Genomic DNA, 24,514 nt, shown 5'->3' on the forward strand with positions numbered 1-24,514 from the left:
TCAACGATTCCGCTCACATGGCTGGGCTGATGAGATCGCTCAAGAGCACGACTGTCAGTCCAGTCTTGAAGTTGTTGCCTTGAAAGGAGAAAAATCCGTTCGCCTTGGGGTTCTCTATAGTCCAAAATTTGGGATATAAGAATAATGTAGAGTTAAACATCTTGAAAACCAAGAACAAGGTACTCGTCTATCTTACGTGGCGAGATAGATTGCTGACTTTCACCCAACCTAGGTTTCCGGAAGCGGGAAGGCAGGTGGTCGCCGGCACGCTGGAGCCGGGAGAAATGCCTGTAGCCGCCGCGCTACGCGAGTTACGCGAGGAAAGTGGCATCGACAATGCCGAAGTTGTGCGTGTTCTCGGCAACTACTTCTACTCGATGACGAAATTCGGAAGAAGCGAGATCCAGCACAGGCATGTCGTGCATGTCAGGGTGAACGACGCTATTGCAATGAAGGCGCGTTGGACGCATTTCGAGGCCACTCCAAGCACCGGCGGTGAAACCATCGAATTCAACTTCGAGTGGCATCCCTTTTTTGAAGCAGAATGCGCGCTGATCGGCGGGCATGATTTCTTCGTACCCGTGCTGAAACACTTCATGCGTGAGCATGAAGATGCGTGATTGAGCCGAGACTGAAACATGAAGGTATGCATCGTAGGCCCGTCGGGCGCGGGGAAATCGACGATCGCCATGCAATTGGCACGCAAGTTCAATGTCGTCACGCACGAATTCGACCATGTCTATTGGGACATGACGGGGGCCGAGTTTGTGAAGAACTCGGACGAATCGATGGCGCAGGCGATCGGGACCATCCTCGAGCAGGACAGCTGGTTTGTCGAAGGTGCGTACGATAAGCGGATGTATCCGCTGCTCATCGAGTGTTCGTTGATCTTGCGGTTGGAGGTTTCGTTTCGCGTGAGAGCGATCCGCCTGATCAAGCGCTTCATTCATTCGACGATGACGGGCAAGCTGCCCAAGGAGACCTTCCGGAACACCATCGGCCTGATCAAGTTTTCATATCACTTCGACCAGCGGCTCAGCAAATTTCTGTCCGGAGACGTGACGCTCTCGAGGAAAGTTGTTTCAGTTCGCGACGCGTCGTCGTGTATCGAGGCGATGCGCGCGAACGGACTTTGCTGAGGCGAGTGCCCTCACACTTTACGGTCCGTCTCGCGCCTTGTCTCAGAACCCACACGCCTCAGTCGTCGTCAGCACCGCGAACGGCCCGCCAAGCGTCGCATTGTGATGCGCGATGATCCGCTCGGCCGGCAGCGCCGGCGTGTCCATGCAGGTGTGCGCATCGGCGACGAGCACCGCCCGAAACCCGAGATCGGCGGCCGCGCGGCACGCGGTATCGATGCAGTACTGCGTCTTCATCCCGGCAATCACGATTTCCCCGATACCAGCCGCGTGCAGCCATTCGGCGAGCCGCGTGCCCGCGAAGCAACTCGGCCGGGTCTTGTCGAACACGATGTCGCGTGCCGTATCGATCGCGAGTTCCGGCAGCAGCGCGGCCAGCGGCGCATCGGGCGCGATCGGCGAGCCGGCCGGGCCGGTGTGGCGCACGGCGAACACGGGCGCACCGGCTTCGTGCGCGCGACGAATCAGCCGATTGATGTTGGCTAGCACGCGTTCACCGTCATGCGGACGATCGGGGCCATGGAACAGCCCGACCTGCATATCGATGACGAGCAGTGCGCGTTTGGGGGAAGGGACTGCGGACATCGCGTTTCTCCTGAATGGCCGGTGCAGACGGAGAAACGACGAGACCCCGTCCGGAACCGGCGGGGCCTGTGGGAATCGGTGACGCTACGATCTTGCGCGCACTCGCCGCACGGGCCCGCCGAAGGCGGTCGTGCGCGTGGTCGTCGAAAGGGTGGTCGTTGCATTATGCATGGGACGATCATGCCCGATGCGCGGGCGCGACGTCAATGACGCACCCCCAATCAATCAAGCGCCTTCCCCGCCTTCTCATCCATGCACCGAATCGCGAGCAGCGTAAACGCGCCGCACCCGATCGCATACCACGCAGGCGCATTCGGATTCCCGGTCGCCGCGATCAGCCACGTGACGAAGAACTGCGCGAAGCCGCCGAAGATCGCGACGCCCACGCTATACACCAGCGCACCGCCGGTCGCCCGCACCGCACGCGGGAACAATTCGCCGAGCATCGCACCCGTCGCGCCGATGTTGATCGCGTGCACGATCGACAGCGCCGCGATGATCGACAGCAGCGACGCGGCGCCCGGCCAGCGGTTCAGCGCGATGAACGCTGGATAGATCGCGGCCATCAGCGCGATGCGCGTCCACCAGACGATCCGGTTGCGTCCGTAGACGTCGGAGAGGTGGCCGCCGATCGGCGTCACGAGCATCAGGATCGCGCCGGCGACGCAGCCGGCCGTCATCGACAGCCAGGTCGGCAGGTGCAGCACCTGCACGCCGTAGATCGCCATGTAGAACACGATGATGTAGTGGATCGACGTGCCGCCGATCGTCACGCCGAGGCCCGCGAACACGGCCTTGCCGTGATGGCGCAGCACGGCGGCGAGCGGCAGCGACGCGACCGGCTCGTCTTGCGTGGCGGCGGCGGGCGCGGCAGGCGGTACTTCCTCGACGGTGCGGCGCAGCCAGTAGCCGAGCGGCACGAACAGCGTGCCGATGATGAACGGCACGCGCCAGCCCCAGCTTTCGAGCTGGGCGGCATTGAGCGTCGACGTCAGCGCAACGCCGGTCAGCGCGCCCGCGAGCGCGGCGAGCCCCTGGCTCGAGAACTGGAACGACGCGTAGAAGCCGCGGCGGTGCTGCGGCGCCTGTTCGAGCAGCAGCGTCGTCGACGCGCCGACTTCGCCGCCCGACGCGAACCCCTGCAGCAGCCGCGCGAGCACGAGCAGCAGCGGCGCGGCGAGGCCGATCTGCGCGAAGGTCGGCGCGACCGCGATCGTCGCGGTGCCGAGCGCCATCAGCAGCAGCGTGAGAATCATCGCCTTCTTGCGGCCGGCGCGGTCGGCGTACATGCCGATCACGAGCCCGCCGAGCGGACGCGTGACGAAGCCGACGCCGAAGCTCGCGACCGCGAGCATCAACTGCCCGAACGACGAGTGCACCGGAAAGAACAGCTTGCCGATCAGGATCGCGAAGAAGCTGTAGACCGTGAAGTCGTAGAACTCGAGCGCGTTGCCGACCGCGGCGGCCGCGATCAGGCGGCGCTTCTTCGCGGCGGCGCGGGCATCGACCGGCGTGCCGGCGAACGAAAGGGCGGACGTTTCCATGGGGTTCCCCTGCTAAGGCGCGGGACTGCGTGATGAAGGGCCGTCAGGCCGCGAGCCAGGCTTCGGCGACGCGAACCCAGTAACTCGCGCCAATCGCGAGGATGTCGTCGTTGAAGTCGTAGCCGGGGTTGTGCACCATGCAGCCGCCCTTGCTGCCGATCCCGTTGCCGATGAATGCATAGCAGCCGGGGCGTGCCTCGAGCATGAACGCGAAGTCCTCGCTGCCCATCAGCGGCGCGGCGTCGGTTTCGACGCGCTCGGCGCCGAGCATCTGACGCGCGATGTCGGCGGCGAACGCGGTCGGTTCCGGATGATTGACAAGCACCGGATAGCCGTAGTCGTAATCCACTTCCGCCGCGATGCCGAAGCTTTCCGCCTGGCCCTTCACGAGCGCTTCGATGCGGCGTGCGAGCAGCGCGCGCACGTCGGCGTCCAGCGCGCGCACCGACAGCTTCATCACGACGGTTTCCGGAATGATGTTGAAGGTCTCGCCGGCCTGCACGCTGCCGACCGTGATGACGGCCGCATGCTGCGCATCGACCTCGCGCGCGACGATCGTCTGCAGCGCGACCATGATGCTGCCCGCGGCCGACATCGGGTCGCGCGCGAAATGCGGCATCGCGCCGTGACCGCCGACGCCGCGCAGCGTGATCGTCACGCGGTCGGCCGACGCCATCGCGGCGCCGGTGCGGAATGCCATGTCGCCGGCGGCGCGGCCCGGCATGTTGTGGATCGCGAAGATCGCGTCGCACGGGAAGCGATCGAACAGGCCGTCGTCCATCATCGATTTCGCGCCGCCGAAATTTTCCTCGGCCGGCTGGAAGATCAGGTTCAGCGTGCCGGAGAACTGGCGCGTGGCTGCGAGGTGACGCGCCGCGCACAGCAGCATCGCGGTGTGGCCGTCGTGGCCGCACGCGTGCATCTTGTTCGCATGGCGGCTCGTGTACGGCAGGCCGGTGGTTTCGGCGATCGGCAGCGCATCCATGTCGGCGCGCAGCCCGACGGTGCGCGTGCCTTGGCCTTCGCGCAGCACGCCGACGACGCCGGTCTTGCCGATGCCGCGATGCACTTCGTAGCCCCAGCCGGTGAGCAGCTCGGCGACGAGCTCGCTCGTCAGCGTTTCCTCGAACGCGAGTTCCGGGTGGGCGTGGATGCGGCGGCGCACTTCGATCAGGTCGGGCGCGATCGCGGCGATGCCGGGGATGACGGGGTTCACGGCTTGCAGCATGGTGTCTCCTGTGGGGCGGGGAGGGGCGTTTGACGCGCCTATGACGAGCAAGCATATAAATTTCTTTTGCGCACCAGAAGCTGCTAAATTGCTTTGGTGCACACCACTGGTTGCCGCTCGGGAATACCCTCGGCCGGCAAGCGTCACGGCGCACAGGGTTTCCACGGATCACGCATTGCCCCCATGAAATACCATCAGCTGAAAGCGTTCGTCACCGTCGCGGAAGAAGGTAGCATCCGCGCGGCCGCGCGGCGCCTGAACGTGTCGCCGGCGGCACTGACGAAGGCGGTCAAGGAGCTGGAGATCGCGCTCGGCGTATCGCTCGTGGTGCGCACCGCGCGTGGCGTGCAGCTCACCGCGTTCGGCCAGCAATTGCAGGTGCGCGCGCGGTTGATCGTCGCGGAAATGCAGCGCGCCCGCGATGACATCGAGCAGGCGCAGGGCGCGATGACCGGCTCCGTCGCGGCGGCGATCACGCCGGCGGCGGCGGTGACGATCCTGCCCGATGCGTTTCGCGCGTTCCGGCGGCGCTTTCCGGTCGCGCGCGTCAATCTCATCGAAGGGTTTCCGGGCGTCGCGCTGCCGCGGCTGCACGACGGCTCGCTCGATTTCGCGGTGGCCGTCGTCGTGCCCGAGTTGCTGGCGGCCGAGTTCGATCACGCGGAACTCTATGCGAGCCGATCGCTGATCGTCGCGCGCAAGGGCCATCCGCTCGCGTCGGCCACGTCGCTCGCCGATCTCGTCGACGCCGACTGGCTGATGAATCCGTCGCCCGAAAGCTCGACCCAGGTGCTGTTCAACTCGTTCGTCGCGTATGGGCTGCCGGTGCCGCAGCGGGTCGTCGAATGCCCGAGCTTCGGGCTCGCGCACAGCCTGATGACGCGCTGCGACCTGATCGCGTCGATGCCCGAGCAACTGCTGCACGGCGAGTGGGCGCGCGACCAGCTCGCGGTGCTGCCGATCCGCGAGCGGCTGCCGGGTGTATCCGTGCAGGTCGTCACGCGCCGCGACAGCCCGCTCACGCCGGCCGCGGCGATGCTGCTCGACTGCCTGCGCGATTCCGCGCGACGCAAAGGGCTCGGATGAGCGGTGCAGGCGAGGGCATGCGTCGCATCAAGTAGTGATCCTGACTATCTGCCGGGCATTCCCGTCAGGGCCCGCTTGCGGCTCGCTCGCCGCGAGCCGGTATCATAGCGGCCGGCCTGCCGCCACGGCCGGCTTCCGACAACACGCCATCCGGCATCCAGCAATCAGAGGCATCACATGACCAGTGCAACCCAATTCGACAACGTATCGGTCGTCAAGCGCGCGAACGTCTACTTCGACGGCAAGTGCGTGTCGCATACCGTGCTCTTCCCGGACGGCACGCGCAAGACGCTCGGCGTGATCCTGCCGTGCGCGCTCAACTTCGGCACGGACGCGGCCGAATTGATGGAAGTGCAGGCCGGCAAGTGTCGCGTGAAGCTCGACGGCAGCAGTGAATGGCAAACCTATGGCGCCGGCGAATCGTTCTCGGTGCCGGGCAAGAGCCGCTTCGACATCGAAGTGCTCGAGACACTCGACTACGTCTGCAGCTACCTGTAAGCGTGCAGGCTTCGGCCGCCGCGCATGCGCGCGGCCGACGCGCCAAAACAAAAGCCCCGCCGAAGCGGGGCTTGTCGCATGCGGACGGCGCAATGCCGTCCGGTGCAGGGCTTACAGGCAGGCGCTGATGTCGCCGGCGGAAGCGGCGTCGCCACGCACGCCGACCCAGGTCTTCGCGCCCGGCTGCCCCGACGGGCGAACCATTGCGGCCGCGCCGTTCGGCGGTTGCTGGCCCGGTACGTAGACATCGGTCGCGAGACCGTTGGCGAGCACGTTCTGCGAGACGACCTGTTGTTGCGACTTGTCAGCCCAGGTCTTGGCGATGCACGCCGAGACATCCGGAGCGGATTTCTGGCTCTGTCCCACATTCTGCATGGCCGGATCGGCAGCATGAGCAGAAATTGCCACGGTCAATGCGATGAGCGGTAAGTATTTCATGTTCACGTTTTATCTCCCTCGAGTCGTGATTGATTGAGTGGGATGCGCAGCAGAACTGCGTCTCTGTGAGATTGCATCGGACCCATGCGGTTCCGGCGATTCCGCAACAAGTTGTTAACGCACTTGCCAAACGGCGATCCGGATGCTGTGGGTTCTGCTGCGCCGCGGCAGGCGTCGCGTGCGGCCCGCATGGAGGCGGGGACGCGGCAACGACGTCATGCTTCGTGAGGTCGGCTCGCTGCCCTGTGCTGTGGCGGATTGACGGCCGCGGCGTGCTGCATGTGTCTGCATGTCGCGCCGCAACGCTTCTTTATTGGATGACGAAGTGGAATGGCTGAATGGTGGCCCCGTCGCATGAGCACCATGATGACAAACTTTCGTCCGGTGAATTGTCAACGAAGTTCAAACGCCGGACGCGCCGTTTCGGGCGACGGGAGATCGCGAAAAGAGCGGTGCACGGCCGGCGCGCCGCGCATCGCTGCAAAGATCAGCCGGCCTTGCGGGCGCCGATATCGCGCAGGTTGACCGGCACGACCGGACGGAAGCGCTCGCGCTTCTGTTCGTCGTCGAAGTGCTGGAGCGCAGGCTTGATCAGGTCGCTGCGCGACACGATGCCGGTGACGCGCAGCGATTGCGGATCGTCGACGACCGGCAGGCGTTCGAGGCCGAGCATCGCGAGTCGCGATGCGACCACGCGGCACGTCTCGTGTGCCTGCGCGACGGCCGGCGCGCGATCGGCGAATGCGCTCGCGAGCGGTGCGTCAGGCCCGGCTTGCGCGCGGTGCGCGTCGAGCGTCGCGCGATCGACGAGGCCGAGCAGGCGGCCGTTCTGCACGACCGGGTACGCACGGTGCGTCTGCTTCGCGCCGAAGTATTGCGACTCGACGGCGTCGAGCGGCGTGGCGCCGTCGATCGCGACGAGCGCGTCGGCGGGCGTCATCACTTCAGCCACGTCATGACGTTCGAGCGGATCGACGCCGTATTCGCGATAAATGTGATAGCCCCGGCGTGCAATCTTTTCCGTCATGATCGAGCGCTTCATCACGATGGTCGCGAAGCCGTGCGCGACGAGCGTCGCCGCGAGCAGCGGCAGCAGCGCGTTTGCATCGTGCGTGAGGCCGAACGCGAACACGATCGCGGTGAGCGGTGCACCGAGCGTGGCGCCGAGCGTCGCGGCCATGCAGACGAGCGGCCACAGCGCCGGATCGCCGCCGGGCAGCACCGGCGACAGCACGGTGCCGAGGCCCGCGCCGAGCATCAACAGCGGGGCGAGCACACCGCCGGACGTGCCGGAGCCGAGCGCGATCACCCACATCACGGCTTTCACGATCAACAGCGCGAGCGCGATCTTCAGCGCGATGTGCTGATGCAGCAGGTCGCCGATCACGTCATAGCCGACGCCGAGCGCGCGCGGCTCGAGCCAGCCGCCGATGCCGATCACGACCGCGCCGAGCGCCGGCCACCACATCCAGTGCACCGGCAGCTTCGCGAAGGTGTCCTCGACGCGGTACAGCGCCGCCGACAGCCCGCACGCGAGCATGCCCGACAGCAAGCCCGCGACGATGCACGACAGCAGCGCGACGGGCGTGGGCGACGCGGTGGTCAGCGGAAACAGTGGCTCGACGCCGAAGAACACCGCGCGTGCGAAACCGGCGACCGCACAGGCGAGCGCGACCGGCAGGAAACTGCGCGGACGCCATTCGAACAGCAGCAGCTCGACCGCGAGCAGCACGGCGGCGACCGGCGTGCCGAACACGGCGGTCATGCCGGCGGCCGCGCCCGCGACGAGCAGCGTCTTGCGCTCGGCGGCGGTCACGTGCACGCATTGCGCGATCAGCGAGCCGAGCGCGCCGCCCGTCATGATGATCGGGCCTTCGGCACCGAACGGGCCGCCGCTGCCGATCACGACGCCCGACGAGAGCGGCTTGAGGATCGCGACCTTCGGCGACATGCGGCTCTTGCCGAACAGGATCGCCTCGATCGCCTCGGGAATGCCGTGGCCGCGGATCTTCTCCGAACCGAAGCGCGCCATCAGCCCGACGATCAGGCCGCCGATGACCGGCACGACGATCACCCAGGCACCGAGCGTATGGTTCGCGGGCGAACGTTCGGTGAACGAAAAGTGCTGGAAGAAGAACAGGTTCGTGAACAGGTGAATCAGGCTCAACAGCACGAACGCCGCCAGCGTGCTGAGCAAGCCGATCCCGGCGGCGAGCAACGCGATCCTGGGCAGGCGTTCGTTGGTCGAGAAATCGCGTTTGTGTGGTGCGTTCATCGGCGTGAGGAAAGGTCGGTAAAGCGTGGGTCAGTAATCGATCTGCGGAACCTGGAACGCGCCCTTGAGCGATTTCAGCTCGGCGCGATGCATGGCCGCGAGGCGCGCGAGCAGCGTTTCGCCGGCCTCTTCGAGGTGCACCTCGACCTGCCGGCGGTCCGCTTCGCTCGTCTTGCGCTTCACGAGCCCGAGCGCCTCGCAGCGCGTCACCAGCGCGACGACGCCGTGATGCTGCGCCTGCAGGCGTTCGGCGATTTCCCCGATGGTTGCCCATTCACGGTGCGGGTAGCCTTTGATGTGCAGCAGCAGCAGGTATTGCAGCGGCGTCACGCCTTCGCTTTGCGCGGCGCGTTCGGAGAAGCGCTCGAAGCGGCGCATCTGATAGCGGAATTCGGACAGTTGCTGGAAATCGCTTTTGGTCAGCGAGCGTCGGTTATCGGTCATTGCAGTCGATTGGACAGGCGGTTTCGGTAGCGTTGAATATATCACAACGTGATATAAATGGCCGATTTATGGCGGAATACGCGGCATTGCATCGTGCGTCGGTGCCGTTCGTTTCGGTTACGCGGCTTCCAGCATCTGCGTCTGCCGGTACAGCCCGGTGACGAGATCGGTCTGCGTAATGATCCCGACGAGCCGGCGCGACGCGTCGACGACCGGGATGTGGTGGTGGCCCGAGTGCGTAAACAGCGGCACCAGCGCGGTAAGCGGCATGGTCTGCGGCACGGACGCGACGTCGCGGGTCATCACGGTGGCGACGCTCGGCGGCTGGCCGCCGAACGACTGCGGCAACCGCGCGGACAGCCGTTGCCACAGTGGCGTCGGGCGGCGCGCCTGGCGCGTGAGGTCGGCGCGCGTGACGATGCCGATCAGGCGAGCGTCGCCGTCGACGACGGGCAGCGCCTTCACGCGATGGCGCTCCAGCAGCGTGAGCGCGGCCGTCACCGACGTGGACGGCGCGACTTCGATCGCATTCTTCGTCATCAGGTCGGCGCACGTGAGTTGGCCGAACGTGCGCGTATACGCCTGCATCTCGGTTTCGCGCAGCAGCATTTCGAGGTCGTCCGGATCGACGTCGAGCCATTCGCTGCGGCGCTTGAGCACCGCGTCGAGATCGGCACGCGTGAAGCCGCCGCGTGCGGGCGCGGCGCTGCCGGCTTGCGGTTTCGCGTCGGGACGCACGCCGCCGTGCGGATAGCGGTGGCCAGTCAGCGCGTGATACACGAGGGCGGCCGACAGCAGGATGCCCGATTGCAACGCGATCGGCTCGACCACGAAGCCGAAGCCGAGCGCGTGGATCGCCGGGCCGCCGAGCACGGCCGTCAGCGCGACCGCGCCCGACGGCGGGTGCACGCAGCGCAGCGCGAACATGCCGCCGATCGCGAGGGCGACCGCGACCGCGGCGGCCGTGATCGGATCGGCGATCCATTGCGCGCACGCGACGCCGACGGTCGCCGCCACCAGATTGCCGCCGATGATGGACCACGGCTGCGCGAGCGGGCTCGCGGGCACCGCGAACAGCAGCACGGCCGACGCGCCCATCGGCGCGACGAGCAGCGGCACGAGGCCCGGCACGCCGGGCAGCAGCCGCATCGTGACGCCGACCGTCGCGATGCCGACGAGCGCGCCCGCGCACGAGCGCATGCGTTCGCGCCAGCCGAGCGTCATCGGATGGGGAATGAAGCTGTGCAGCCATTGGCGGAACGTTCGGCGCGACGGGGAGGAGCCTGACGACATGGACAGTAAGCGGTAAAAAGGACGGCGCGGATGATCCGGCGCAAGAAAAGCGGAATTATATCGCGTTGTGATACAAATTGTCGCGCCGCATCAACGCGTTGCCTGTGTGCGACGCGCAGTGCTTGCAAGAACCTTTCATCGGGTGAAAGCGTGGCGGCCGCGCGATCGCGCAATTTTGCGTGCGGCGGCGTACAATTCCGGCCACCGAATTCCCCGATATGCCACAGCCACGCACGCGATGCCCGCTCTCCCGCCCATTCCCCGGCATGGCGATCGCTTGCGCTGCGTTGGCGCGCACGCGTCGATTCCCCTCTGACGCGAGCGCCGCCGACGTTTCCCCACCGACCCTCCCCAAGCCAATTCAATGGACATGCTCGAAAACATGCGCCTGTTCGTGCGCGTTGTCGAAGCCGGCAGTTTCACCGCGGTCGCGAAAGAAATCGACGCGACCACCGCGCAGGTGTCGCGCGCGGTTTCGAATCTCGAAGCCCACGTACAGACGCGCCTGCTGCATCGCACGACGCGCCATCTCGGCCTGACCGAAAGCGGCGAGCGTTATTTCGAGCGGGCGAAATCGATCCTCGCCGAAATCGACTACGCGAACGCCGAAGCGCGCAACGCGCTGCTGCGGCCGAGCGGCAAGATGCGTATCCATGCGATGACGGGGCTCGGGCAGAGTCATGTCGTGTCATCGATCGTGCGGTATCAGGAAGACAACCCGGACGTGTCGGTCGAGCTGACGCTCGCGCAGCGGATGCCGAACCTCGTCGAGGAGGGTTATGACGTGTCGATCGTGACCGCGTCGCAGTTGCCCGATTCCGGCTACGTCGCGCAGACCTGCGGCACGAGTTGCAGCGTTTTGGTCGCATCGCGCGACTACCTCGCGCGGCACGGCACGCCGACGACGCCGGACGACCTGCCGAACCACGTGTGCCTGCGTCTCGATACGCCCGCGTCGCCGGCCAGCGAGTGGCGGCTCGAGCGCGGCGACGACGAGGAGACCGTCTACGAACTGCAGCCGGCGCCGTTCCAGGTCAACGTGCCGGATGCGCTGTGCGTCGCGGTGCGGGCGGGGCGCGGTATCGCGTGCGTCGCGCTGTACACGGTGCTCGACGACCTTCGCGAAGGGCGGCTGATCCGCGTGCTGCCCGACTATCGGCTACAGACGGTCAGCGTGTACGCCGTCTATGCGACGCGCCGCTATCTCGACGCGAAGATCCGCACCTTCCTCGACCATCTGCGCACGACGCTCACGCCCGCGCTGGAAAACGACCTGCGCGAACTCGACCGGCTCACGGTCGAGCACACGACGGGCAAGCGCCAGCGCGCGTGACGCCGCGGACGTCGGTTCGCTTGCCGGGCGGCCCGGAGCCGCGCGTCACGCGGCCGGGCGTGATGCGAATCGGCTCGAAGCGGCCGGCTAGCCCCTTGCCAAAGAACGTGATCGTCATCAGCGCGATCACGACGGCGTTCGATCCGGGGCAACCGAGTATGGGAATCGTATCGATATCGGTCTAACATCAAAAGACGATCGATGGATTCAAGATTTGAATGATTGAACTGAACCAGCTTCGCTGCTTCGTTGCCGTCGCCGAGGAACTGCATTTCGGGCGCGCGGCCAAGCGGCTGTTCATGACGCAGCCGCCGCTCAGCCGGCAGATCCAGTTGCTCGAGCACGCGCTCGGCATCGCGCTGCTCGAGCGCAGCAGCCGACAGGTCCGGCTGACCGCGGCCGGCGAGCGCTTTCTGCGCGATGCGCGACACATCCTCGAGTTTTCGGCGCGGGCCGAACAGGCTGCGCAGCGCGTCGCGCACGGCGGGGCCGGCCGCATCACGCTCGGCTTCACGGCGGTCAGCGCGTACCGGATGATTCCGGTGCTGCTCGCGCATGCGGCGCACGCGCTGCCGGACGTCGATGTCGAATTGCGCGAAATGGTGTCGACCGTGCAGATCGACGCGCTTGCGTCGCGCATGCTCGATGCGGGCTTCGTGCGCCAGCGCGCCGCGCGCCATCCGCTCGAATACCGGCTCGTGCAGCGCGAGCCGATGCTCGTCGCGGTCGCGCAGGGCTCAGCGCTCGCCGCGTACGAACGGATCGGCCCGGATGAGCTCGACCGGCAGCCGTTCATCGCGTATTCGCCGAACGAGGGGAAGTACTTCCACGACATGATCTCGGGGATGTTCGCCGGCGCCGGCCGCTTGCCGAACTACCTGCATTACGTCGGGCAGACGCATACGATCCTCGGCCTGGTGCGCGCGGGGCTGGGCGCCGCGCTCGTGCCGGCGTCGGCGCGCGAGCTGCATGTGGACGGCGTGGTGTTCCGGCCGCTCGCGGGCGTCGACGTGGCGGCCGAGCTGTATCTCGCCTGGCGCGCGGACAACGACAATCCGGCGCTGCCGGTGTTCAACGCAATGGTCGAGCGGTTTCTGACGGAAGGGGCGGATGGTGGCGGCGTATAGCCAAAACCAGTTGTCTGACGCCGCAACAAGCTGGCGAACCCGAATCTGATTCTGGCCAGCCAGCATCTGGTGATTCGGGGCTGCTAGCTGCAGTGTGAAGCGGGGAAGATGAAGCAGAGGAAATGAAGCGCCGCGCGGCCCGGCGAAAATGAAGCGCCGGGCCGCGCGCTGTCGGACATCAGTGAGTGATCGACAGGAACAGATACGCCGCGAACAGCGACAGGTGCACGACGCCGTGCAGCACCGTCGTGCGCCCCTGGCTGAGCGTCAGCGTGCTGACGAGCAGCGTGAGCGCCAGCAGCACGGTTTCCATCGCGCCGATGCCGAGCGTGAGCGGCTGGCCCACCCAGATGAACACGGCCGCGACGGTCGGGATCGTGAGCCCGATGCTCGCGAGCGCCGAACCGAGCGCAAGGTTGATGCTGGTCTGCAGACGGTTCGCGCGTGCGGCGGTGACGGCCGCGAGCCCTTCGGGCAGCAGCACGAGCGCGGCGATCACGATACCGACCGCCGCCTCGGGCGCGCCGAGCTTCATCACCGCATGCTCGACGGCCGGCGACAGCAGCTTCGCGAGCAGCACGACCGCGACGAGGCTCGCGAACAGCAGCACGAGGCTGATCAGCGCGGTGCGGCCGGTCGGCGGCGCTGCGTGCACCGATTCATTCGCGCTGTCGTGCGCGGTGAGGAAGTAGTCGCGGTGACGCACGGTCTGCACGAATACGAATGCGCCGTACAGCACGAGCGACGACACGCCGGCGAACGCCAGCTGCGATTTCGAAAAGAACGGACCGGGCGCGGCGTTCAGGTAGTTCGGCATCACGAGCGACAGCACCGACAGCGACGCGAGCACCGCGAGCGCCTTGCTCGCGCCGCGCCCCTGGAAGTCCTGCTCGCCGTGCTTCCACGCACCGACCAGCAGGCAAAGGCCGACGATGCCGTTGCAGATGATCATCACGGCGGCGAACACGGTGTCGCGCGCGAGGCCCGATTTCTCGGGACCGGCGCCGAGCATGACCGACACGATCAGCGCGACTTCGATGACGGTCACGGCGACCGCGAGCACGAGCGTGCCGAACGGCTCGCCGACGCGGTGCGCGACGACTTCGGCATGGTGGACGGCGGCGAACACGGCGCCGGCGAGCGCGGCGGCCAAGACTGCGATGACGAGGCCTTCGGCCGGCACGACGCGCGACAGCGCGAGTACCAGCCACGCGGCAAGCGGGGCCCAGAGGGTCCAGCGCGGGAGCTGGTTGGACGAGATCGGCATGGACGGTTTCCCTATGCGAGTGGCGGCGCGCGACGCGCCGTCACGGATTGACGAAGCCCGGCGGAATAATCCGCCGAACGAGGACGATGATGCTGATGGGCGGCAGCGCGCAACGGTGCTGCCTCCGGTTCGCCGCGCTGAGGCGGCGAGGGGCGCGGGCGGGCCGAAGCCCGTCGCTGGATGAAACGGTTCGATGCGACCGGGTGCCGATGGCGGGGCGCGTCGGCGCGCCGTCTGGCGGCCCTGCGGTTCGGAGCCGGCCCCGAAAGGGCGCCGGGCGATGGGCGGCGGCGTGACACGCGGTTTCCCCTGAAATCCGGCGATTTGTCGAATTTTATCAGGCGTTCGGGGGTCGCTATCTCATATTCGAACCCTTTCATTGACCTTTCGGTTTGCAAAAAGTGCCCCGATCGTTAAATTTTTTTGTTTTTGCAGTTTCCGTAATGCTCTCTTGCAAGACAAATTCGGGCTCGCCCTGACATAAATCTACCGACCGGTCGGTTTATAATCGCTCGCACTTTCACTTCATTGACGGATCGCAAGCGATGGCTGGTTCTTCTGCACATTCGGTGAATTCGGGCGCGCTGGCGCCGTCGGCGGTCGTCGGCGTGATCGGCGCGGGCGCGATGGGCGCGGGCATCGCGCAGGTCGCGGCGGCCGCCGGTCATACCGTGCTGCTGTACGACCTGAACGAGGCGGCGTGCGACAAGGCGCTCGCCGGCATCCGCGCGCAGTTCGCGCGGCTCGCGGAGAAGGGGCGGATGGAGCCGGCGCAGGCCGACGCGGCCGGCAACCGGATCCGCGCGGTGCGCGCGCTGGCCGAGTTCGCTGGTGCCGCGCTGATCGTCGAGGCGGCGGCCGAGCGTCTCGACGTGAAGCGCGAGATCTTCGCGACGCTCGAGCGCCATGTCGACGATACCTGCGTGCTGGCGACCAACACGTCGTCGATCTCGATCACGTCGATCGCGGCCGGGCTGCGCGCGCCGCAGCGCGTGGCCGGCCTGCATTTCTTCAATCCGGCGCCGCTGATGGCGCTCGTCGAGGTCGTCAGTGGGCTCGCGACCGCGCCGGAAGTCGCGCAGGCGCTGCATGCGACCGCCGCCGCGTGGGGCAAGCAGCCCGTGATGGCGAAATCGACACCGGGCTTCATCGTGAACCGCGTCGCGCGGCCGTATTACGCGGAGGCGCTGCGCGTGCTGAACGAGCAGGGCGGCACGCCGGCCTCGATCGACGCGGTGATGCGCGAAGCCGGCGGCTTCCGCATGGGGCCGTTCGAGTTGATGGACCTGATCGGCCACGACGTGAACTTCGCGGTGACCGAGTCGGTGTTCCGCGCGTACTTCAACGATCCGCGCTACACGCCGTCGCTGATCCAGCAGGAGCTCGTGAACGCGGGCTTCCTCGGGCGCAAGTCGGGGCGCGGCTTCTATTCGTATGCGGACGGCGCGACGCCGCCCGCGCCGGAGCTCGAAGCGCCGCGCGACGCGCCGGCCGACGTCGTGCTGTTCGCACAGGACGGCCCGGCCGCCGCGCTGCATGCACGCTTCGCCGAACGCATCGCGGGTGCGCGGCGCGACGGCGCGCATGCGGACGAACTGCTCGCCGTGGCCGGCCGCGCGTCGATCGCGCTGACCGACGGCCGCACCGCGACGGCGCGCGCCGCGCAAACCGGCGTGGCCGATCTCGTGCTCGTCGATCTCGCGCGCGACTACGCGCAGGCCGGGCTGGTCGCGCTGACGCGCGCGCTCCAGTGCGGCGACGCCGCCTATGCCGATGCGGTCGGCCTGTTCCAGCAAGCCGGTTTCCGCGTCGTCGGCGTCGCCGACGTGCCGGGCATGGTTGCGATGCGCACCGTCGCGATGCTCGCGAACGAGGCGGCCGACACGGTCAACCAGGGCGTGTGCTCGCCCGCCGATCTCGATCTCGCGATGGAGAAGGGCGTGAACTACCCGTGCGGCCCGCTCGCGTGGGCCGATGCGATCGGCATCGGCCGCGTGCATCGCGTGCTGTCGAACCTCGCGGCGAGCTACGGCGAGGACCGCTATCGCGTGTCGCCGCGCCTCGCCGCCTTGCACGCGGCCGGCCGCACGTTCCGCTAGCCGGCGGCCGCATCACCCCGATCACGATAACGACATCACTCCACTGGAGGAGCACCCCGATGACTCACCCGACGCATCCCGCCGCCGCCCTCGATCCGATCGAGACCGCCAGCCGCGACGAACTGCAGGCGCTGCAGCTCGAGCGCCTCAAGTGGTCGCTGCGCCACGCGTACGACAACGTCCCGCACTATCGCCGGACGTTCGACGCGGCGGGCGTGCACCCCGACGACCTGAAAACGCTCGCGGATCTCGCGAAATTCCCGTTCTCGACCAAGAACGACCTGCGCGACAACTATCCGTTCGGGCTGTTCGCGGTGCCGCGCGAGCAGGTCGTGCGCGTGCATGCGTCGAGTGGCACGACGGGCAAGCCGACGGTGGTCGGCTACACGGCGCGCGATATCGACACCTGGGCGAACGTGACCGCGCGCTCGATCCGCGCGGCCGGCGGCCGCCCGGGCGACACGCTGCACAACGCGTTCGGCTACGGGCTTTTCACGGGCGGCCTCGGGATTCATTACGGCGCGGAGCGGCTCGGCTGCATGGTCGTGCCGATGTCGGGCGGGCAGACCGAGAAGCAGGTGCAGCTGATCCGCGATTTCGAGCCGAAGATCATCCTGGTCACGCCGTCGTACATGCTGAACCTGATCGACGAGATGGTGCGGCAGGGGATGGACCCGGCCGCGTCGTCGCTGAAGATCGGCATCTTCGGCGCGGAGCCGTGGACGCAGGCGCTGCGCGAGGAAGTGGAGACGCGCGTGGGCATCGACGCGCTCGACATCTACGGGCTGTCGGAAGTGATGGGCCCTGGCGTCGCGTGCGAATGCGTCGAGACGAAGGACGGCCCGGTGATCTGGGAAGACCACTTCTATCCGGAGATCATCGATCCAGTAACCGGTGAAGTGCTGCCGGACGGCAGCGAGGGCGAACTCGTGTTCACGTCGCTGACGAAGGAGGCGATGCCGGTGATCCGCTACCGCACGCGCGACCTCACCGCACTGCTGCCGCCGACCGCGCGCGCGATGCGCCGGCTCGCGAAGATCACGGGCCGCTCCGACGACATGCTGATCGTGCGCGGCGTGAACGTGTTCCCGAGCCAGATCGAGGAAATCGTGGTCGCGCAGCCGAAGCTGTCGGGCCAGTTCCAGGTCACGATCTCGCGCGACGGCCACATGGACCGGCTCGACCTCGCGGTCGAGCTGCGCTCCGAGGCCGTCGCATGCGTGACCGACGGCGAGCGCGCGGCGATCGCGCGCGAGCTGCAGCACCGGATCAAGACGATGATCGGCGTGTCGGCCGGCGTGACGGTGCTCGCCGCCGGCGGCATTCCCGCCACCGCGACCGGCAAGGCCCGGCGCGTGATCGACCGCCGGCAGGCCGCCTGAGTTTCGCCGTTCCCTGTTCTACTCCGAGGAAACCTGTTCGATGGATGGATTGAAGACCCTGGCCGTTGCCGTCGATGCGCGCGGCATCGCGACCGTCGCGCTGCAGCGCGGCGACGTGCTCAACGCGTTCGACGAGACGATGATCGCCGAGCTGACCGACGCGTTCACGACGCTCGGCCGGCGCGACGACGTGCGCGCGATCGTGCTGCGTTCGGACGGCCGCGCGTTCTGCGCGGGCGCCGACCTGCAGTGGATGCAGCGCGCGAGCGCGAACGACGCGGCCGCGAACCTGCGCGACGCCGAGCGGTTCGCGGCGATGATGCGCGCGATCCGGCAGTGCCCGAAGCCGACGGTCGCCCGCGTGCAGGACCACGCGTTCGGCGGCGGCGTCGGCCTGTGTGCGGCCTGCGACATCGTGATCGCGAGCGATCATGCGCGCTTTTCGGTCAGCGAGGCACGGTTCGGGATCCTGCCGTCGGTGATCGGACCGTATCTGGTCGAAGCGGTCGGCCAGCGCCAGGCGCGCCGGCTCGCGCTGACCGCGACGCAGCTCGCGGCCGGCGAAGCCGTCGCGATCGGGCTGATCCACCAGGCCGTGCCGCTCGACGCGCTCGACGCCGCACTCGACAAGACGCTCGCGGAGCTGAGCCGCAACGGCCCGAATGCGCTGATGGAGATCAAGCGCTTTTTCGACGCGATCGGCGAGTACCCGTCGTCGGACGAACGCACGGCGTTCACCGCGCAGACGATCTCGCGCGTGCGGGCCACGCCGGAAGCGAAGGAGGGCTTCGCCGCGTTCTTCGCGAAGCGGCCGCCGGCGTGGGAGCCGGGCACCGACTGAGGCCGACTGAGGCAGTGGCGCGGGCCGCCGGGCCCGGGTCGCGATTTGCGTCTCGGGCGCGGGCGCTTGCTCTACAATGCGTGACCTCCGGCGCGCCGCCGGCCCCAGCCCTGATCGTTTCCTCGCCCCGATGATCGTCGACCGCCTTATCTCCGAGATCCTGTTCGGCTTTACCGGCCTGATCGGCATCATCAATCCGATCGGCATTGCGTTCCTGTTTCTCGAACGCACCGAGGCGCTGACCGAGCACGAACGGAACCTGCTCGCGAAGAAGGTGGCGTTCAACGCCTTCATCGTGTTGCTGGTCGCGTTCTTCGCCGGCACGCCGGTGCTGCATTTCTTCGGGATCTCGATGGAAGCGCTGCGGATCGGCGGTGGCTTCGCGGTGGCCGTCGCGGGCTGGCAGATGCTGAACGAGCCGGACGGGCCGGGCGGCGGCGACACGCCGGTCAAGCCGATCGACGCGAACGCGATCATGACCCGCGCGTTCTTCCCGCTGACCGTGCCGCTGACGGTCGGCCCCGGTTCGATCGCCACCGCGATCGCGCTGAACGCGAACCGCACGCACAAGCTGTCGGAATTCATGCTGTCGAGCATCGTGTCGATCGCGGTCTCCGCGCTCGTCGCGGTCGTGATCTGGCTGACCTACAGCCGCGCCGCGCTGCTGTCGCGCTATCTCGGCATCGAAGGCACCAAGGTCGCGAAGCGCGTGTCCGCGTTCCTGCTGCTGTGCATCGGCGTGCAGATCATGCTGACCGGGTTCTCCGAGTTCCTGCGGCCGCTCGCCGACCAGATCAAGTAATCCGTTCTTTCTTCGACGTGTGACCCGGCCCGGCCCCGCGCGATGCGTGTGGGTCGCGGGTTGCGTTCGTCTTTCGTCGGTTCGACCCGATCCAACTCGGCGGCGCCCGAGCGTGCCGAGACGCGCCGACACACGTTTGCGCGCCGCGGGATACCATGCGACGTCCGGCGGGATGCACGCCCCGGCGTTCGTGCGCGGTGCACCGACGCGCGGCGCGCATCCGGCCGCAACCCCACTTCAATGACGAGGCGAGCGATGGAATACGTGAAATTCGGGTCGACCGGGATGGACGTGTCGAAGCTGGTGCTGGGCTGCATGACGTTCGGCGAGCCGTCGCGCGGCACGCATCCGTGGACACTGCCGGAAGCGGAAAGCCGCCCGATCCTCCAGCGCGCGATCGAGGCCGGCATCAATTTCTTCGATACCGCGAACATGTATTCGGACGGCACGTCGGAAGAGATCGTCGGCCGCGCGCTGCGCGACTTCGCGAAACGCGACGACGTCGTGATCGCGACCAAGGTGTTCTACCGGATGCGGCCGGGGCCGAACGGCGCGGGGCTGTCGCGCAAGGCGATCATGACCGACATCGACCAGAGCCTGAAGCGGCTCGGCACCGACTACGTCGACCTGTACCAGATCCACCGCTGGGATTACGGCACGCCGATCGAGGAGACGCTCGAGGCGCTGCACGACGTCGTGAAGGCCGGCAAGGCGCGCTACATCGGCGCGTCGTCGATGTTCGCGTGGCAGTTCGCGAAGGCGCTGCACACGTCGACGCAGAACGGCTGGACCCGCTTCGTCAGCATGCAGAACCACGTGAACCTGCTGTATCGCGAGGAGGAGCGGGAGATGCTGCCGCTGTGCGAGGCCGAGGGCATCGCGGTGATTCCGTGGAGCCCGCTCGCGCGCGGCCGGCTGACGCGCAACTGGGACGAGTCGTCCGGCCGGCAGCAGAGCGACGACGTCGGCCAGCGGCTCTATGACGCGACGGCCGATGCCGACCGCGCGATCGTCGAGGCCGTCGCGGCGATTGCCGCCGCGCGCAACGTGCCGCGTGCGCAGGTCGCGCTCGCATGGGTCGCGCACAAGCGCGGCATCACCGCGCCGATCGTCGGCATCTCGAAGCCGCATCATCTGGACGATGCGCTCGGCGCATTGGAACTGAAGCTGACGGAAGAGGAAATCGCGGCGCTCGAAGGCCCGTACGTGCCGCACGCGGTGGCCGGTTTCAACTGATTTCAACCGGGCGAAACCGGCAGGCGCCGGCGCCGTACGCGGCGCTCAGCGCGCGGCGGCGAGCATCGGGTACGTGAACAGCCCGAAGTGGATCACGTTCAGCCCCGCGTGCGCGAGCGCGGACGCGAGCAGCCCGCCGCGCCGCCATGCAAGGCCGTAACCGATGCCGGCCACCGTGCCGAGCACGATCCAGTGCCAGCCGCCGGCCGCGTGCGCGGCGCCGAACAGCAGCGCGCCGATCGCGAGCGCGACCCACGGCCCCCAGCCGAAGCGGCCGAGCACGCGCGTGAGGCCGCCTTGCACGTAGCCGCGGAACAGCGCTTCCTCGGCGAGCGTGACGAGCAGCACGTTGTTGACGAGCCACATCCAGCCCGACGCCGGCCATTTCGGCGCCCAGCCGACCATCCCGAACGCGAGCGCGCCGACCAGGCAGACGGCGGCCGTTGCGATGCACGCTATGACACCGGTGCGCAGCGCGCGCGCCGGCGGGACGTCGGGCATGACCCACGGCAGCACCCACAGCAGCCACAGGCCGACCAGCGGCTTGTCGAAATTCAGGTACATCGTGAACGGCGCGGCGTCCGGCGTGAAGCGCGTCGGCTCGATCACGCGTGGATTATGGAAGCCGGGAATCAGGTGCAGGCTCAGCGCGATCGCGAGCGCGGCAAACACGACGTGTGCGGCGATCCGCACCGCGAGCGGGCGGCTTGGGGCGACACCCCAGGCGGCGGCCACGAGCAGCGCGAGCGGCGCGAGCACGATCGGAGAAAGCTTGCCGACTGCCAGCGCGCCGGCATAGCCGAGCGCCGCGACTGCGATGCTCGGGCCGTGCAGCGGACGCAGCCACGCGAATGCGGCGGCAGCGAATAGCGCGAGGCAGATCGTGGCACACGGGAGAAGCGAAAGAGACATGGGGCGATGCATGGGTCGAACGAGACGCCGCGCATCATACCCCAGCGACCGTGACGTGCGGCCGGGCAGGCTGGCGCTCAGCGGCCGGCGATCTCGGTGACGCCGTCGCGGGTCGGGATGTCGACGCTGTTGCGATCGCGCATCCGCCGCCGGTACCAGAAGGTCCACAGCAGGAGCGTGCCGAACACGGTGTAACCCATGATCGGCGACACGACGAGCACGCGCTCGACGGGCCACGCGACGACCATCCACAGGCGCAGCAGCATCTCCAGCGTCATGCATGCGCCCCACACGAAGGTCATCAGCCGGAGCATCTGGCGCAGCCCCGGCTGCTCGGCCCACACCGTCTCGAAACGCGCGGCGCCGCCGGCCATCTCGCGGGCGACCGTCGCGCGGGTGAGGTAGAAGATCAGCGGGCGATCGCGGAACAGCGACAGCAGGAACACGACGCCGATCGCGCCGGACGCGAGCGATTCGCGCATCAGCAGCGTGCGCGCGCTGCCGCCGAGCGCCATGCCGGCGATCGACAGCGCGATGCCGAGCAGCACGACGGCGGCCACCGCATCGACGCGGCGCGAGCGGATGAATTCGACGATGGACCAGACGATGGGCGGAATCGCGGAAGCGTACAGCGCGCCGGTTTCGCCGAAATACGGATGCGCGACCCGGTAGGCGACCCAGGGCAGCGCCAGGTTGACGAAGAGTTCGAGGATCAGGCCGGCTCGTCGTTTCACGGAAGCGGGCGCGCGGGTGGCGCGCGGGGCGGTGAGGTCGGTTCGAGTATATCGAAGTCGGACCCCGCGCGCCGCACCCGGCGCCGTTGTGCATGCACCGAATCCGGGCGGGCGCGCGGGCCGGGCGGACGGCGAGTCGCGCCAAGGCTACCGAGGGGCCGCTTGCGGCCGCCCGGCACCGCGTACGGCCGTCACGCGGCGATCATCGCCCGCTTGCCCGGTCGCGCGTTCGTCAGGCCGTCGCGGGCTGGACGATGATCTTCACGTTCCGGTCCTTGTGGTTGACCAGCTCCTGGAAGCCGTGCGTGACGATATCGCCGAGCGCGATCCGCCCGGTGATCAGCGGCTGCACGTCGATGCGGCCGTCCGCGATGAAGCGGATCACGTCCGCGAATTCGCCGTTGTATGCGAGCGAGCCGATCACTTCCTTCTCGGTCGACACGATGTCGAAGAAGTTGAACGACGTCGGCTCCTCGAAGATGCCGACCATCACCGACTTGCCGGCCTTGCGGATCACGTCGATCGCGAGCTGCGCGGTGGCCGTGTGCCCGATGCACTCGAACGACACGTCGGCGCCGTAGCCGCCCGTCAGCGCCTTGATTTCCGCGACCGCGTCCGACGCCTTCGGATCGATCACGACCGTTGCGCCGACCTCCAGCGCCTTCTGCTTGCGCGCGGCCGACATTTCCAGCGCGATCACGCGCCCGGCGCCCGCGGCCTTCGCGCACATGATCGTGCACAGCCCGATCGTGCCGGCGCCGACCACGACGACGGTCTGGCCGACGATGTTGCCGGCCTTCTTCACCGCGTGCAGCCCGACCGCGAGCGGTTCGATCAGCGCGCCGGCCTCGGTCGGGAAGTTCTCGGGCAGCTTGTACAGCAGCTCGGCCGGTACGTTCACGTATTCGGCGAACGCGCCGTTGTTCATCAGCCCGGTGAACGCGAGGTTCTCGCAGATGTTGTACAGCCCATGCTTGCAATACCAGCAGGTGCCGCAATGCTGGCACGCGTCGGCCGTCACGCGGTCGCCGATGGCGAAACCCGTCACGCCCGCGCCGAGCGCCGCGATTTCGCCGCTGAACTCGTGGCCGAGGATGCACTGGCCTTTCAGGCCTGTCAGCGGGTGGGGCGCGTCGACCGGGATGAACACCGGCCCGGCGACGTATTCGTGCAGGTCGGAGCCGCAGATGCCGCACCAGTGCACGCGGATCTGGACCCAGCCGGCCGGCGGGTGCGCCGGAACGGGAACCTCTTCGACGCGGATGTCGTTGCGGCCATGCCAGACGGCGGCCTTCATGCTGGGTGCGGTGTTCGGTGCCGGTGTGCTCACGTTGCTGTCTCCGTCAGGTTGTCGTCGGACGCGCGGCAAGCGGCCGGTGCGTCCGTCGCGCGATTGCGCGAGCGATCGATATGCAGGAACGGGGCCAGCTCGAATCGGCGTTTGCGTGGCTTGCAAGTCGGGGCGGTGGTGTGCGGTGCAGCAGGTGGGTCTTGCCTTGGCATCCGGCGCTGTCGCGAGAATTGCTCGCGGAATTTGCTGCAATTGCGATGACGTGGTTCGCGTGAGACGCCGGGACATTTGTCTCAGCCGTTTGAGACGAAATGCGAGACGGGTGGCTCGGCGGCGGGCTCCGTCGCATGCCGTTATGCCAGCCCATTGTGCCAATCAGCGAAACGCATCGTTGCGCACATTCCGCTTTACTTGAAGTTAACTTCAATTTGTATCATCTGCGGCAGCCCGATCGCGCGCGGTGCGCGGCCCCGTGTCAATTTCAACGGAATGTCGTCAAGCATGCCGAACTTCATCGAAAGCCTGATCTGCGAATACGTGTCGTATCACATGCTGGTAGCCGATGAGCGGGACGTCATGCCGTCGGCGAGCGACGATCGCGTACCGGGGCCGGAGCCTGTCGCGGCCGGCGTTTCACCGTTGCGGCCGCAACTGTTCGTCACGGTCCTGGAGGCCGGCGACAACGGCTTGCTGGTGCGCTGGAGCGAAAGCGGGCGCTGTCATTACGGCGAGCAGCGCTGGCGCTTGCACGCCGCATCGCAGCCGGGCCGCTGCGCGATCTCGGGGCAGCCGATCGAGCCGGGCGAGCCGGTGTACCGGCCGGTGCGGCGGCCGGTGCCCGTCAACGGCGACGAGATGATCCACCCCGCGTCGGTGCCGGACGCGGCCGGCATCGTGCGTCACGTTGCGCCGGCCCGCGGCGAGGCGGCGGACCCGGTCGACGTCCTCGGCTGAACGCGG

The 24,514-nt window shown here is 67.5% G+C and carries 23 protein-coding genes; 12 read left to right on the forward strand and 11 right to left on the reverse strand.

The window, feature by feature from the left end; translation table 11 throughout:
- Positions 1-161 precede the first annotated feature (161 nt).
- Together SB771_RS14045 and SB771_RS14050 are read left to right on the forward strand one after the other, a co-directional pair.
- Positions 162-620: an NUDIX hydrolase gene (locus SB771_RS14045; protein ID WP_175659112.1), complete on the forward strand. Its 459-nt coding sequence runs from the start codon at positions 162-164 to the stop codon at positions 618-620.
- Between the two features lie 18 nt (positions 621-638).
- Entirely contained in the window at positions 639-1,139 is a 501-nt protein-coding gene (locus SB771_RS14050) for an NB-ARC domain-containing protein (protein ID WP_175659113.1), read from the forward strand.
- Positions 1,140-1,181: 42 nt separating this feature from the next.
- Here SB771_RS14050 and SB771_RS14055 read toward each other — a convergent pair whose 3' ends face one another.
- The 3 genes from SB771_RS14055 to SB771_RS14065 all read right to left on the reverse strand — a co-directional run bounded on the left by SB771_RS14055 (position 1,182) and on the right by SB771_RS14065 (position 4,496).
- Positions 1,182-1,724 (reverse strand): cysteine hydrolase family protein, encoded by a 543-nt coding sequence (locus tag SB771_RS14055; RefSeq protein WP_175659114.1) that lies wholly within the window; start codon positions 1,722-1,724, stop codon positions 1,182-1,184.
- 221 nt (positions 1,725-1,945) lie between these two features.
- The gene (locus SB771_RS14060) at positions 1,946-3,268 is read right to left on the reverse strand and encodes an MFS transporter (RefSeq protein ID WP_175659115.1); all 1,323 of its coding nucleotides are present in this window, start codon (positions 3,266-3,268) and stop codon (positions 1,946-1,948) included.
- 43 nt (positions 3,269-3,311) lie between these two features.
- Positions 3,312-4,496: a M20 aminoacylase family protein gene (locus tag SB771_RS14065; RefSeq protein ID WP_175659116.1), complete on the reverse strand. Its 1,185-nt coding sequence runs from the start codon at positions 4,494-4,496 to the stop codon at positions 3,312-3,314.
- Between the two features lie 183 nt (positions 4,497-4,679).
- Here SB771_RS14065 and SB771_RS14070 point away from each other — a divergent pair, with 183 nt between their 5' ends.
- Both SB771_RS14070 and SB771_RS14075 read left to right on the forward strand, forming a co-directional pair.
- Positions 4,680-5,582: a LysR substrate-binding domain-containing protein gene (locus SB771_RS14070; protein ID WP_011658971.1), complete on the forward strand. Its 903-nt coding sequence runs from the start codon at positions 4,680-4,682 to the stop codon at positions 5,580-5,582.
- A gap of 177 nt (positions 5,583-5,759) precedes the next feature.
- Positions 5,760-6,080 (forward strand): pyrimidine/purine nucleoside phosphorylase, encoded by a 321-nt coding sequence (locus SB771_RS14075; protein WP_012366195.1) that lies wholly within the window; start codon positions 5,760-5,762, stop codon positions 6,078-6,080.
- A gap of 111 nt (positions 6,081-6,191) precedes the next feature.
- Here the strand turns inward: SB771_RS14075 and SB771_RS14080 are convergent, their stop codons facing one another.
- The 4 genes from SB771_RS14080 to SB771_RS14095 all read right to left on the reverse strand — a co-directional run bounded on the left by SB771_RS14080 (position 6,192) and on the right by SB771_RS14095 (position 10,530).
- Positions 6,192-6,518, reverse strand: coding sequence for a hypothetical protein (locus SB771_RS14080; protein ID WP_011658969.1), 327 nt, complete (start codon positions 6,516-6,518; stop codon positions 6,192-6,194).
- 487 nt (positions 6,519-7,005) lie between these two features.
- Positions 7,006-8,793 (reverse strand): chloride channel protein, encoded by a 1,788-nt coding sequence (locus SB771_RS14085; RefSeq protein ID WP_175659117.1) that lies wholly within the window; start codon positions 8,791-8,793, stop codon positions 7,006-7,008.
- Positions 8,794-8,823: 30 nt separating this feature from the next.
- A complete protein-coding gene (locus SB771_RS14090; protein WP_006754165.1) occupies positions 8,824-9,237 on the reverse strand; it encodes a MarR family winged helix-turn-helix transcriptional regulator in 414 nt (137 codons plus the stop codon).
- Positions 9,238-9,354: 117 nt separating this feature from the next.
- Entirely contained in the window at positions 9,355-10,530 is a 1,176-nt protein-coding gene (locus tag SB771_RS14095; RefSeq protein WP_175659118.1) for an HPP family protein, read from the reverse strand.
- 364 nt (positions 10,531-10,894) lie between these two features.
- Here SB771_RS14095 and SB771_RS14100 point away from each other — a divergent pair, with 364 nt between their 5' ends.
- Both SB771_RS14100 and SB771_RS14105 read left to right on the forward strand, forming a co-directional pair.
- Entirely contained in the window at positions 10,895-11,863 is a 969-nt protein-coding gene (locus SB771_RS14100) for a LysR family transcriptional regulator (RefSeq protein ID WP_105831161.1), read from the forward strand.
- A gap of 218 nt (positions 11,864-12,081) precedes the next feature.
- Entirely contained in the window at positions 12,082-12,990 is a 909-nt protein-coding gene (locus SB771_RS14105) for a LysR substrate-binding domain-containing protein (RefSeq protein WP_012366190.1), read from the forward strand.
- A 178-nt stretch (positions 12,991-13,168) separates the two neighbouring features.
- Here SB771_RS14105 and SB771_RS14110 read toward each other — a convergent pair whose 3' ends face one another.
- Positions 13,169-14,257, reverse strand: coding sequence for a calcium:proton antiporter (locus SB771_RS14110; RefSeq protein WP_175659119.1), 1,089 nt, complete (start codon positions 14,255-14,257; stop codon positions 13,169-13,171).
- 545 nt (positions 14,258-14,802) lie between these two features.
- Between SB771_RS14110 and SB771_RS14115 the strand changes: the two genes are divergently transcribed.
- The 5 genes from SB771_RS14115 to SB771_RS14135 all read left to right on the forward strand — a co-directional run bounded on the left by SB771_RS14115 (position 14,803) and on the right by SB771_RS14135 (position 20,617).
- Entirely contained in the window at positions 14,803-16,356 is a 1,554-nt protein-coding gene (locus SB771_RS14115) for a 3-hydroxyacyl-CoA dehydrogenase (protein ID WP_175659120.1), read from the forward strand.
- A 59-nt stretch (positions 16,357-16,415) separates the two neighbouring features.
- The gene (paaK, locus tag SB771_RS14120) at positions 16,416-17,738 is read left to right on the forward strand and encodes a phenylacetate--CoA ligase PaaK (RefSeq protein WP_175659121.1); all 1,323 of its coding nucleotides are present in this window, start codon (positions 16,416-16,418) and stop codon (positions 17,736-17,738) included.
- A gap of 40 nt (positions 17,739-17,778) precedes the next feature.
- Positions 17,779-18,579, forward strand: coding sequence for an enoyl-CoA hydratase-related protein (locus SB771_RS14125; protein WP_175659122.1), 801 nt, complete (start codon positions 17,779-17,781; stop codon positions 18,577-18,579).
- Between the two features lie 130 nt (positions 18,580-18,709).
- Positions 18,710-19,381, forward strand: coding sequence for a MarC family protein (locus tag SB771_RS14130; protein WP_041491482.1), 672 nt, complete (start codon positions 18,710-18,712; stop codon positions 19,379-19,381).
- 255 nt (positions 19,382-19,636) lie between these two features.
- On the forward strand, positions 19,637-20,617 hold the full coding sequence (locus SB771_RS14135; protein ID WP_175659123.1) for an aldo/keto reductase: 981 nt from the start codon (positions 19,637-19,639) through the stop codon (positions 20,615-20,617).
- Between the two features lie 45 nt (positions 20,618-20,662).
- Here SB771_RS14135 and SB771_RS14140 read toward each other — a convergent pair whose 3' ends face one another.
- From SB771_RS14140 to SB771_RS14150, 3 genes are all read right to left on the reverse strand, one after another.
- Positions 20,663-21,529, reverse strand: a complete 867-nt coding sequence (locus SB771_RS14140; protein WP_175659124.1) for a CPBP family intramembrane glutamic endopeptidase — start codon at positions 21,527-21,529, stop codon at positions 20,663-20,665.
- Positions 21,530-21,606: 77 nt separating this feature from the next.
- The gene (locus SB771_RS14145) at positions 21,607-22,263 is read right to left on the reverse strand and encodes a VC0807 family protein (RefSeq protein WP_175659125.1); all 657 of its coding nucleotides are present in this window, start codon (positions 22,261-22,263) and stop codon (positions 21,607-21,609) included.
- A 232-nt stretch (positions 22,264-22,495) separates the two neighbouring features.
- Positions 22,496-23,560 (reverse strand): 2,3-butanediol dehydrogenase, encoded by a 1,065-nt coding sequence (locus SB771_RS14150; protein WP_175659742.1) that lies wholly within the window; start codon positions 23,558-23,560, stop codon positions 22,496-22,498.
- A 495-nt stretch (positions 23,561-24,055) separates the two neighbouring features.
- Here SB771_RS14150 and SB771_RS14155 point away from each other — a divergent pair, with 495 nt between their 5' ends.
- Positions 24,056-24,508, forward strand: a complete 453-nt coding sequence (locus SB771_RS14155; protein WP_175659126.1) for a DUF3331 domain-containing protein — start codon at positions 24,056-24,058, stop codon at positions 24,506-24,508.
- Positions 24,509-24,514 lie beyond the last annotated feature (6 nt).

The organism is Burkholderia sp. SIMBA_051, assembly GCF_046534915.1.
GTDB lineage: Bacteria > Pseudomonadota > Gammaproteobacteria > Burkholderiales > Burkholderiaceae > Burkholderia > Burkholderia ambifaria.